This window comes from Haemophilus sp. HMSC068C11 (assembly GCF_001815355.1).
Taxonomy (GTDB): Bacteria; Pseudomonadota; Gammaproteobacteria; order Enterobacterales; family Pasteurellaceae; genus Haemophilus_D.
In genome coordinates this window covers 1-868 of sequence record NZ_KV820372.1, presented here as the reverse complement: position 1 = coordinate 868, position 868 = coordinate 1, and the positions used below count along the sequence as shown (strand labels likewise).

The 868-nt window shown below is 42.4% G+C and carries 1 protein-coding gene; it reads right to left on the bottom strand.

Features of this window, described 5'->3' with window-relative positions; all coding sequences use genetic code 11:
* Positions 1–19: 19 nt before the first annotated feature.
* Positions 20–868 (bottom strand): elongation factor Tu (tuf, locus tag HMPREF3020_RS06580; protein ID WP_070775989.1); only part of this gene is annotated, 849 nt, incomplete at its 5' end.

Sequence of the window (868 nt, the reverse complement as noted above, 5' to 3'; positions counted from 1 at the left end):
GTTACAGTTAATACATCAATTATTTGATGATTTTCGCAACAACGCCAGCACCTACCGTACGGCCACCTTCACGGATTGCGAAACGTAAACCTTGGTCCATCGCGATTGGGTGGATTAAGCTTACTGTCATTTTGATGTTATCACCAGGCATTACCATTTCCACGCCTTCTGGTAACTCGATTGTACCAGTTACGTCAGTTGTACGGAAATAGAACTGTGGACGGTAACCTTTGAAGAATGGAGTGTGACGACCACCTTCATCTTTTGATAATACGTAAACTTCTGATTCGAAATCTGTGTGTGGAGTGATTGAACCTGGTTTCGCTAATACTTGACCACGTTCGATTTCTTCACGTTTTGTACCACGTAATAATGCACCGATGTTTTCACCTGCACGACCTTCGTCAAGTAATTTACGGAACATTTCAACACCAGTTACTGTTGTTTTCGCTGTTGGTCTGATACCAACGATTTCAACTTCATCACCAGTACGGATGATACCACGCTCAACACGACCAGTTACTACTGTACCACGACCTGAAATTGAGAACACGTCTTCGATTGGAAGAAGGAACGGTTGGTCAATTGCACGCTCTGGTTCAGGAATGTAAGTATCTAAGTGGTTTGCTAACTCAAGGATTTTTTCTTCCCATTCTGCAACGCCGTTTAATGCTTGTAATGCAGAACCACGTACGATTGGAGTATCGTCACCTGGGAAGTCATATTGAGAAAGAAGTTCACGAACTTCCATTTCTACTAATTCTAATAACTCTTCGTCATCTACCATGTCGCATTTGTTTAAGAATACGATGATGTAAGGTACACCTACTTGGCGACCTAATAAGATGTGCTCACGAGTTTGTGGCAT